This window comes from Altericroceibacterium spongiae, from assembly GCF_003610805.1.
GTDB lineage: Bacteria > Pseudomonadota > Alphaproteobacteria > Sphingomonadales > Sphingomonadaceae > Altericroceibacterium > Altericroceibacterium spongiae.
In genome coordinates this window covers 335,763-345,794 of record NZ_RAPF01000005.1, presented here as the reverse complement: position 1 = coordinate 345,794, position 10,032 = coordinate 335,763, and the positions used below count along the sequence as shown (strand labels likewise).

8 protein-coding genes are annotated in these 10,032 nt (G+C 60.7%); 6 read left to right on the top strand and 2 right to left on the bottom strand.

Annotation, left to right across the window (positions count from 1 at the left end; all coding sequences use genetic code 11):
• Window positions 1–345 precede the first annotated feature (345 nt).
• The 6 genes from D6851_RS11870 to D6851_RS11845 all read left to right on the top strand — a co-directional run bounded on the left by D6851_RS11870 (window position 346) and on the right by D6851_RS11845 (window position 8,412).
• A complete protein-coding gene (locus D6851_RS11870) occupies window positions 346–1,395 on the top strand; it encodes a glycosyltransferase family A protein (protein WP_120325083.1) in 1,050 nt (349 codons plus the stop codon).
• Between the two features lie 3 nt (window positions 1,396–1,398).
• A complete protein-coding gene (locus D6851_RS11865) occupies window positions 1,399–2,385 on the top strand; it encodes a glycosyltransferase family 2 protein (protein WP_120325082.1) in 987 nt (328 codons plus the stop codon).
• Window positions 2,386–2,395: 10 nt separating this feature from the next.
• Window positions 2,396–3,385: a glycosyltransferase family 2 protein gene (locus tag D6851_RS11860; protein WP_120325081.1), complete on the top strand. Its 990-nt coding sequence runs from the start codon at window positions 2,396–2,398 to the stop codon at window positions 3,383–3,385.
• 14 nt (window positions 3,386–3,399) lie between these two features.
• Window positions 3,400–4,863, top strand: coding sequence for an oligosaccharide flippase family protein (locus D6851_RS11855; RefSeq protein ID WP_183030079.1), 1,464 nt, complete (start codon window positions 3,400–3,402; stop codon window positions 4,861–4,863).
• Between the two features lie 55 nt (window positions 4,864–4,918).
• Window positions 4,919–6,730, top strand: a complete 1,812-nt coding sequence (locus tag D6851_RS11850) for an ABCB family ABC transporter ATP-binding protein/permease (protein WP_120325079.1) — start codon at window positions 4,919–4,921, stop codon at window positions 6,728–6,730.
• 188 nt (window positions 6,731–6,918) lie between these two features.
• On the top strand, window positions 6,919–8,412 hold the full coding sequence (locus D6851_RS11845; protein ID WP_183030078.1) for a SulP family inorganic anion transporter: 1,494 nt from the start codon (window positions 6,919–6,921) through the stop codon (window positions 8,410–8,412).
• 109 nt (window positions 8,413–8,521) lie between these two features.
• On the opposite strand, the gene D6851_RS11840 is transcribed toward D6851_RS11845, so the two are convergent.
• Window positions 8,522–8,713 carry a DUF1737 domain-containing protein gene (locus D6851_RS11840; protein WP_120325077.1) on the bottom strand — a complete coding sequence of 64 codons (192 nt, stop codon included), beginning with the start codon at window positions 8,711–8,713 and terminating at the stop codon, window positions 8,522–8,524.
• A 13-nt stretch (window positions 8,714–8,726) separates the two neighbouring features.
• Window positions 8,727–10,031, bottom strand: a complete 1,305-nt coding sequence (gene hslU / locus D6851_RS11835) for an ATP-dependent protease ATPase subunit HslU (protein ID WP_120325076.1) — start codon at window positions 10,029–10,031, stop codon at window positions 8,727–8,729.
• Window position 10,032 lies beyond the last annotated feature (1 nt).

Here is a 10,032-nt window from a genome sequence, read left to right as displayed (position 1 = left end):
GGACGCCGTCGCCCACATGTCCCTTCATCATATAACTACAATGTCAAAGATCACACCAATACAAAAACAGAAAAATAATCCCCGAAATTCCTCCCGGAGGACCAATATCCCGTTCCTGTTGGCGACCGGGTCAGTTGCGAGCCGTTGAAGCGTCGTTCCCGTCCGGTGAGCAGCCCTCTACGGGGCATGCAGGATTCGGGCAAGCCCTTTTTTGCAAAATTGTTTCAGTTTTTTTGGATTGACGGATTTTCGCCATTTTTGTCCGACCGGTCAATGATTGCCGACGGACCATGGGTCATCACATGTTAAACCAATTGTTATCAGCCACTCTCTTATAGAGCCTTCATGATCGACGAGCCTCTTCCCCCCAAGGATAGACCATATAGTGACAGCGCCTCTGCACGTGTCGCTGTTATCGTGCCGGCCTATGGTGTTGCCGATGTTGTTGGCGAAGCGCTTTCCTCGCTTGAGGCGCAGACCATGGAGGATTGGGAATGCGTGGTTATTGATGATGGCTCTCCGGACGATGTCACGAGCGCCGTTGAGCCTTTCCTGTCCGATTCCCGCATCCGCTTCCTCAAGACAGCCAACCGGGGTGTCTCGTCCGCCCGCAATACGGCGATCGCGTCCTGCAAGGCTCCGCTGATTGCCCTGCTGGATGGCGACGACCGGTTTGAGCCGGACTACCTGGCTAGGATTGTTCCCCTTATGGAAGCGGACAAGGACGCTCGCCTTGCGACCTGCAATGCACGCCTGTTTGGATCGATCTCCCAAGAGGTGCCTATTGTCCAAGATAAGCAGGGGAATGAAGACGGGCGGACGGGTTCACTCGCCGATGTTCTGGATCGCAGTTTCAACGTCTATATCGGCTCCACCTTCCGTCGGGCCGATTATGAGCGGATCGGCGGCTTTGACGAAGCCATGGCCCAGGCTGAAGATCTGGACCTGTGGTTCCGCCTGATGGCTTTGGGCGGACACGCTCTCTATGTAGACGCCATTCTTGGGGCCTACCGTGTGCGGGAAGGCTCTGCATCCGGGCATATGGGCAAGATGTTACGCGGCAACATCCGCGCTTATGAAAAAGTGCTGCAACTGATTGGCGGCCAGCCTGAGACTGCGCTTGTTCACCAACTGCTGGAAAAGAACCGGCGCGCCCTGCGGTTTGAAGATGCCATCGACATGATCCTGGACGGCAAGGTGCACGATGGACTGGAGAAGATCGCCGGGAACGACGTCGACCATCCGACCTCGCTCGCTTGGAAGCTGTCCATGCGAATCTGGAGGATATTCCCCTCCCTTGCTCCAGCCATGCTGGCATGGCGGCGTCACACCCACCGACGCGGGGGGCAATCCTTCCGCAGTTTCACCTTTTCCGCCAACAAGAAGGCAGCCTGATTGATGACGCCTCCGCGCATTTCCGTTCTGATGAGCGTCTATAATGACGGCCCCTTTGTCGGCGCCGCGATAGACAGCATTCTGGCTCAGACCCTTACGGACTTTGAATTCCTGATCGTGGATGACCTGTCTACGGACGATTCCCTGTCCGTCATACAGCAGCGCGCCGAACAGGATTCGCGCATCCGCGTCCTGCCTCATGGAAAGAAGGGCCGTGTGCCGGCGCTCAACCGGCTGATCTCGGAAGCCCGCGCGCCCTGGCTGGCGTTGATGGACAGCGACGACACCTGCTCTGCCGATCGGTTCGAGAAGGAGATGGCTTTTCTGGAAAGCCATCAGGATCACGGCGCGGTCAGCTGCAACTGCACGGTAATTGACGAGAAGGGCGCCCCTTACTGGCGCCCCAAGATCGACCGTCCACTGACGCATGAGGGAATAGTCGCCAATCTGGAAAGCGGCCCCCTGCTGAATCACAATGCGGTGGTTCTTTCCCGCGAGGCGATCCAGTCCATTGGCGGCTATCGCAAGGCTTACAGACACGCCGAGGATTACGACCTCTGGCTGCGCCTGTCGCAAGTGACCAAACTGGCCAATCTGGAAGAGGCGTTGACCTCCTACCGCATCTATCCCGGCCAAGTGAGCACTGCCCATGTCATAGAGCAGACAGCCAACGCCGCCATTGCCTGGCTGGCCCATTGCGAAAGGCTGGCCGGACGGCCTGACCCCACCGAAGGGCAGGAAGCGCTTCCTTCTATTGAAGAGCTGGACACTATCTTTGACCCCGGCAGCGCGGCCTATGTCCGTCGTCGGGTGATTGAACGCACGATCTACACGCCAGAGCTTCTGGCAGGCCAAGGCTGGCCCCTGCTGATCGCCCATGCGCGCGAGAGCAAGAACAAGGCCCCGCTCTGGCGGCTGAGCGCGCGTTTGCTGAAACACGGCCACCCGGCCAAGGCGCTACGCCTTGTTATGGCGCTGATAGGCGGCTGAAGGACACACGATGACCAGCCCCCAGATCAGCGTCCTGATGACGGCCTATAATGTCGAGCCCTATGTCGGCGATGCGATAGACAGCATCCTGTCGCAGAGTTTTAGCGATTTTGAACTGCTTATCATTGATGACCAGTCCACCGACGGCACGGCAACCATCATTGCCGAACGCGCAGCAGAGGATAAGCGCATCCGTGTGCTGCCCTCTCTTGAGAAAGGCCGGGTACCTGCGCTCAATGCCCTGCTGGCCGGAGCGCGCGCGCCGTGGATCGCAGTGATGGACAGCGACGACATCGCCCTGCCAGATCGATTCGAAAAGCAGATGGCGTTTTTGGCGGCGAATCCCGATTGCGGCGTGCTGGGCGGTATGGCCCAGAACATGACGGAGGACGGCACGCTGCTGCCCGCCCCGGAAAGCACCATTGAACAGACCCATGAGGCGATCATCGTCGACAGGGAGAACGGCATCCCCCTGCGCAACCCGACCGTGATTGCGCGGACGGAGCTGCTGCGCGCAGTGGGTGGTTACCGCCGCCCCTTCCGCTTTGCGCAGGATTACGACCTCTATCTTAGGCTGCATACGCGGACCCGGTTGGCGAACCTGCCGGACATCCTTCTCTATTACCGCATCCACCCGACACAGGTGAGCACGCGCAACGCCATGGCGCAGACGCAATCGGCCGTGGTCGCATGGCTATCCTGCAAGGCACGACTTGAGGGGCAGCCTGATCCGGTGGACGGGTTGGATGCTCTTCCCACGGTTGGCACGCTGGATACCCTTTTCGATATGGAAGGGGCCGATGCCCTCGCCCGCCACCGGATTGTGGACCGCATCCGCTATTCCCCTGCCATGCTGGCGGGTGAAGGCTTCCCTGTTCTGGCCGGCTATGCGCGCGACACGGGCGCCAGCAAGGATTTATGGCGCATGGCTGTGCGACTGCTTCGCGCCGGGCACCCTCTCGCCTCCCTGAAGCTTGCCATGGTATTGGCCAGGGCCTGAGGGAGACACGGGCGATGAACATCCGCAACGCGGCAAGCTGGGCCATGGGGGCGCAATACGCCTCTTTCGCGATGCAATTCGTGACCAGCCTGATTCTGGCCCGCTATTTTATTTCGCCCGAACAGCTGGGCCTGTTCTCCATTGCCTTTGCCGCGATCAGCCTGCTAGCTTCGCTGCAGGATTTCGGGGTGAACCGCTATGTCTGCGGGGAGGCGGACCTGACCCCGCAAAAGCTGCAGACCAGCTACACCGTTTCGCTTGGCATCAGCTGGGCGATTGCCTTTGTCTGCCTTGGCCTCGCCTGGCCCATGGCGGCCTATTATGGCGAAGCGCGCCTGTTCGCGCTGACGCTGGTGATAGCCGCGTCCTATTTCCTCGTGCCCTTTGCCATTGTCCCGCAGGCCCTGCGCCAGAGAGAACTCGATTTCCGGTCCAGCGCCATGATTACCGTGGGGGCGACCGCCGCCAATTCGGCCGTGGCGCTCTATCTGGGGCGGGATGGCTGGGGCGCGATGGCGCTCGCCTGCGGCGCACTGGCTCAGCAGGCCGCCCGCGCGCTGATCGCGCAATGGCGGGCAGGCTGGATCTCCCCCTGGCCGCCCAGCCTGCACAAACCGGGCCGGGTGCTGAGCTTTGGCGGAACGAACACCGTGCTCGTCACTTGTGCCAATATTGCCGCCAGCGCGCCGGAACTGGTCATTGGCCGAATCCTCGGCGCCGCGTCCGCTGGTCTTTATACCCGCGCGACGGGGCTGGCCCTACAGGTCCGCCTGCTGCTGGTCGGCGCGGTTGGCGGTGTCTTCCTGCCCGCCTTCCGCAAGATTCGCGAAGAGGGCAAACCGCTTGGCCCGCCCTATTTGCGCATCGCCGCCATCTTCAGTGCGATCATGTGGCCGGCCCTCGCAGGGCTTGCTGTTCTGTCGGAGCCGGTGGTGAACCTGCTCTACGGCCCGAAGTGGATCGACAGCGCGCCGCTGCTCTTCCGTCTCAGCCTGGCGCAGATGTTCTTTGTCGCCATGCCGATGATCGCCGACCTTGGCGTTCTGCTGGATCACAAGAAGGAGCTCGTCATCCGCAATATCGTGGATGTGGTGGTCGCCATCACCCTGCTGGCTCTCGCCGCGCCCTTTGGACTGGGAGCGATTGCCGCATCGCGCATCGTGCATGGCGTTTTGTGGACTGTGAACTTCATCACTTTCCTGCGGCGGATGGTGGGCTTTTCCTGGAAAGACTGGGCCAATGTGCAGCTGCGCAGCCTTGTGCTGACCGGGCTGGCCATCGTGCCGTCGCTGGCATTCTTCCATTACGCCGATGGCCCACGAGAAGCGGGGGCGCTGCAAATCCTCGCCAGCGCAGGATGCGGAGTGGTGCTGTGGCTGATCGGCCTGTGGTTGCTGCGGCACCCGGCCTATGAGGAAATCCTGCGGGTGGCCCAGCCTCTGCTGGCAAAGGCCAAAGGCGCTCGCCCGGCGAATTAGGGATTCAGCCACACTCCGGATTTGCGAATCCCACTCACATTCCTACATAGGGCAGATGCCACCAGACACATCAGGCGATAGCGCCTCCGGCCGTCACGCGGACTGGGCAACCGTCCGCCGTTTCCTGCCTTATCTCTGGCCGAAGGACCGGCCCGATCTGCGCTGGCGGATCGGCTGGGCGATTGTCTTTGTGGTGCTGGCCAAGATTGTCGTGCTGACTCTGCCTTTCGCCTATGCCGGGGCGGTGGATGCGATGTCGGACGATGCCGATCCGGCCTTCTGGGTCGCCATGGCTCTGGTGATCGCCTATGGCGCGGGGCGTTTCGCCACGGTCGCTTTCGACAATATCCGCAATATCATTTTCGAGCGGGTCGGGCAGGATGCGGTACGGCATCTGACCGAGGACGTGTTCCAGCGGCTCCACCGGCTGAGCCTGCGCTTCCATCTCTCGCGCCGCACCGGCGAAGTCACCAAGATCATCGAACGCGGCACCAAGAGTATCGACACGATGCTCTATTTCCTGCTGTTCAATATCATGCCCACCGCCATCGAACTGCTGATCGTGGGGGGCATTTTCTATGTCAAATTCGGCTGGCCGATTGTAGCGGCGACCGCGCTCACCATCGTGGCTTATATCTATATCACCCGCATGATTACCGAATGGCGCACCAAATTGCGCCATGAAATGAACGAACTGGACGGCCGCGCGCTGGCCCGGGCGGTGGATTCGCTGCTCAATTACGAAACGGTCAAATATTTCGGGGCCGAACAGCGCGAGCAGGAGCGCTACGCGTCCGCCGCAAGGGCCTATGCCAAAGCGGCGATCAAATCGGAAAATTCGCTCGGCGTGCTCAATATCGTGCAGGCGGTCATCATGAATCTGATGATGGGCGGCGCGATGGCCTTCACCGTCTGGGGCTGGAGCACGGGGCGCTTCAGCGTGGGCGATCTGGTCCTCATCAACACCTATCTGATGCAGCTTTTCCGCCCGCTCGACATGCTGGGCTGGGTCTATCGTACGATCCGGCAGGGGCTGATCGACATGGCCGCCATGTTCCGCCTGATCGATACGCCGGTGGAAGTGAGCGATGCCCCCGGCGCACCGGCGCTGCTGGTCCGCCAGCCGACGGTCGTGTTCGACAATGTGGTGTTCGGCTATGAACAGGACCGCGATATTCTCCACGGCCTCAGTTTCGAAGTGCCTGCGGGTGCGCAGGTGGCGATTGTCGGCCCCTCGGGTGCGGGCAAATCGACGATCGGGCGGCTGCTTTTCCGCTTTTACGATCCGCAATCGGGCCGCATTCTGATCGACGGGCAGGATATCGCCAGCGTCACGCAGGAAAGCCTGCGCGCCGCCATCGGGATCGTTCCGCAGGACAGCGTGCTATTCAACGACACCATCGGCTATAATATCGGCTATGGCCGCGAAGATGCGAGTGCAGAGGCCATTGCCAGAGCCGCCGCAGATGCCGCAATCCTGCCCTTTATCCGCTCTCTGCCCGAAGGATTCGACACGGAAGTGGGCGAACGCGGGCTGAAATTATCGGGTGGCGAAAAGCAGCGTGTGGCGATTGCGCGCACCTTGCTGAAAGACCCGCCCATCCTGCTGCTCGATGAAGCGACCAGCGCGCTCGACACCCGCACCGAGCAGGAAATCACCGGCACCCTGCGCCGCGTATCCCGCAACCGCACCAGCATAGCCATCGCCCACCGCCTTTCCACCATCGCCGATGCCGACACGATTTTCGTGCTGGATAAAGGGCGCCTCGCCGAAAGCGGCTCCCACCAGCAACTCCTGCGGCATGACGGGCTCTATGCCGAAATGTGGTCAAGGCAGGCGAATGAACGGGTGGAGGAAGTGTCCTGAGGATCTTCGATTCCCGATAGCCCGGCTCACACCATTCTCTCCAAACTCCGCTCACACGCAAAAACGCAGGGTTGCAATGGGTTGCCAGATGGGTTTAGGCGGGTGAGGCCCTGCAGGGGGGCTTTCCGACATTTTATCTGCACAATGCAGCGCTATGGCGCCGCATGTCTGGCCATACGGATCATCTCATGAGTTTACCCGAGACGCTAAAGCGCGACTGGCTGTCCCATCCCAGAGCCGATATTCTCGCCGGAATCGTTGTGGCGCTGGCCCTTATTCCCGAAGCCATCGGCTTTTCGGTGATTGCCGGGGTCGATCCGCGGGTGGGGCTGTATGCCTCGGTGGTGATTGCCATGGTGATCGCCTTTACCGGCGGGCGCACCGGCATGATTTCCGCCGCGACCGCTGCCGTGGCCGTGGTGGTGGTACCTCTGGTGCGGCAATATGGTGTGGACTATCTTTTCGCCGCGACGATCCTGATGGGCATTCTCCAGCTCATCGCCGGATTGCTACGTCTCGACCTGTTGATGCAGTTCGTGTCGCGCTCGGTCATTACCGGCTTCGTCAATGCGCTGGCGATTCTGATCTTCATGGCGCAGCTTCCGCAGCTGACCAATGTGAGCTGGGAAACCTATGCCATGGTCACGGGCGGCCTTGCGATCATTTACCTGCTGCCGCGCCTGACCACGGCCGTGCCGTCCCCGCTGGTGGCCATTATCGTGCTGAGCATCATTTCGATATCGCTGGGCCTGCCGGTCAATACGGTAAGCGATATGGGCAAGCTGCCCGAGGGCATGCCCTATTTCGTGCTGCCGGATGTGCCGCTCAACTGGGAAACCCTGCAAATCATCTTCCCCTATTCGCTGACCATGGCGGCGGTAGGTCTGCTCGAATCGCTGATGACCGCACAGATCGTCGACGATATGACGCATACGGACAGCGACAAACGCCGCGAATGCGGCGGTCAGGGCCTGGCCAATATGGCCGCAGCCTGTTTCGGTGGTATGGGCGGCTGCGCGATGATCGGGCAATCGGTCATCAATGTGACCTCGGGCGGACGCGGACGATTGTCTACCTTCACGGCCGGTCTGGTGCTGCTGATCCTGCTTTCGCTGCTCGGCCCGATTGTCGGGCAGGTGCCGATGCCTTCACTGGTGGCGGTGATGATTATGGTCTCTATCGGCACATTCAGCTGGAATTCGATCCCCAATCTGCGCGTCCATCCGCTGACCTCCTCCTTCGTCATGCTGGCGACGGTCGTGGTGGTGGTCGCCACGCATAATCTCGCGCTGGGCGTGGTGATCGGCGTGCTGCTCTCGGGCGTGTTCTTCGCCTATAAGGTGCGCAACATGTCGCATGTGGTGCGCACGCGCGAAGCCGACCACGCGCTTTATACCGTCACCGGGCAAATCTTCTTCGCTTCGGTCGACCGGTTCCAGCAGGCGCTCGGCCCCGAAAGCACCCGGCCCGACCCCGCCGACCATGTGGTGATCGATGTGACCGGCGCGCATTTCTGGGACATTTCCGCCATCGATGCGCTCGACAAGGTGGTGGAACGAATGCGCCGCAACGGACGCAGCGTGCAGGTGCTCGGTCTCAACCGGGCAAGCGCCGATCTGGTCGATCGCTATGCCAATACGGACAAGACCGGGGTCGAGATCGGCCTCGCCCCGCATCCCTGACCCGGCTTGGGAGTCCATAGGAAGAGCGCATAGAAAAGGCCGGCGGATCGCAACGATCCGCCGGCCTTTTTCTCACTGGCACGCCCTGAGCGCTGCCCCGGCTTGCGCCTCAGCCGATAAAGCCCTTCCAGATGACGGCCTGCGCACAGATCACCCGTTCGCCATTGAAGGTCAGAGCGGGCGAGCCATGCAGTTCCCAACCATCTTCCAGCGCCTGCGAGACACGCTTGCAGAATGTGTCGTCATCCGGGCCGGTAAGGCAGCGATAGATCGGCTTGCCGTCGGGCGGGGTCGTGCTCATGCGATAGGCTCCGTCAGAGGATATATTTGCTCAGATTGGTATCCTGCACGAGATTCGAGAGCTTTTCACGCACATAATCGGCATCCACCGTCACGGTTTCACCCCGGCGATCCTCGGCATCGAAGCTCAGTTCTTCCAGCAGGCGCTCCATCACGGTCTGCAAACGGCGCGCACCGATATTCTCGACACTTTCATTCACCTGCGCAGCAAGGCGCGCGATTTCGCGGATCGCATCCCCGGTGAAAGTCAGCGTCACCTGCTCGGTGCCGATCAGCGCCTGATACTGGTCGATCAGATTGGCCCGCGTATCGCTGAGGATCGAAACGAAATCCTCTTCCGTCAGCGCAGCCAGCTCCACCCGGATCGGCAGACGGCCCTGCAATTCGGGCAGCATGTCCGAAGGTTTGGCGACATGGAACGCCCCGCTGGCGATGAACAGCACATGGTCGGTCTTCATCGGGCCGTATTTGGTCGCCACTGTGGTGCCTTCGATCATCGGCAACAGGTCACGCTGCACGCCTTCGCGGCTGACGGAACCGCCGCTGCGCGATTCGGAAACGGCGATCTTGTCGATCTCATCGAGAAAGACGATGCCGTTTTCCTGCGCATTCTGAAGAGCGACACGCGCCACATCGTCCTGATCCAGCCGTTTTTCGGCTTCTTCATCGACCAGCTTGTCCCACGCGTCGGGGACTTTCAGCTTGCGACGCTTGAGATTCTGATTGCCGAAAGCCTTGCCCATCATGTCGGACAGATTGATCATCCCGACATTGCCGCCCATGCCCGGAATTTCCATCGGCATATTGGGGCTGTCTTCGACTTCGATCTCGACCTCGGTATCGTTCATCGAATCCTGCACGATACGCTGACGGAAACTTTCGCGCGTCGCTTCGGACGCGCTTTCGCCGACCAGCGCATTGAGCAGCCGTTCCATCGCCGCTTCCGATGCGGCTTCGCGCACGGATTCGCGACGGCGGTCCTTTTCCAGCCGGATCGCTTCTTCGGCCAGATCGCGGGCAATCTGTTCCACATCGCGCCCGACATAGCCGACTTCGGTGAATTTGGTCGCTTCCACTTTCACGAAAGGGGCATTGGCGAGCTTTGCCAGACGGCGGCTTATCTCGGTTTTGCCGCAACCGGTCGGGCCGATCATCAAAATATTTTTCGGCGTGATCTCATCGCGCAGATCGGGCTGCAATTGCTGGCGCCGCCAGCGATTGCGCAGCGCAACGGCTACCGCCCGCTTTGCGTCTTTCTGGCCGATAATATGTTCGTCGAGAGCGGCGACAATCGCCTTGGGAGTCAGTTGATCTGTCATG

Coding starts and splice junctions, on each gene's coding strand:
- D6851_RS11870 (WP_120325083.1), top strand. CDS start 346: ATGATCGACGAGCCTCTTCCCCCCAAGGATAGACCATATAGTGACAGC.
- D6851_RS11865 (WP_120325082.1), top strand. CDS start 1,399: ATGACGCCTCCGCGCATTTCCGTTCTGATGAGCGTCTATAATGACGGC.
- D6851_RS11860 (WP_120325081.1), top strand. CDS start 2,396: ATGACCAGCCCCCAGATCAGCGTCCTGATGACGGCCTATAATGTCGAG.
- D6851_RS11855 (WP_183030079.1), top strand. CDS start 3,400: ATGAACATCCGCAACGCGGCAAGCTGGGCCATGGGGGCGCAATACGCC.
- D6851_RS11850 (WP_120325079.1), top strand. CDS start 4,919: ATGCCACCAGACACATCAGGCGATAGCGCCTCCGGCCGTCACGCGGAC.
- D6851_RS11845 (WP_183030078.1), top strand. CDS start 6,919: ATGAGTTTACCCGAGACGCTAAAGCGCGACTGGCTGTCCCATCCCAGA.
- D6851_RS11840 (WP_120325077.1), bottom strand. CDS start 8,713: ATGAGCACGACCCCGCCCGACGGCAAGCCGATCTATCGCTGCCTTACC.
- hslU (WP_120325076.1), bottom strand. CDS start 10,031: ATGACAGATCAACTGACTCCCAAGGCGATTGTCGCCGCTCTCGACGAA.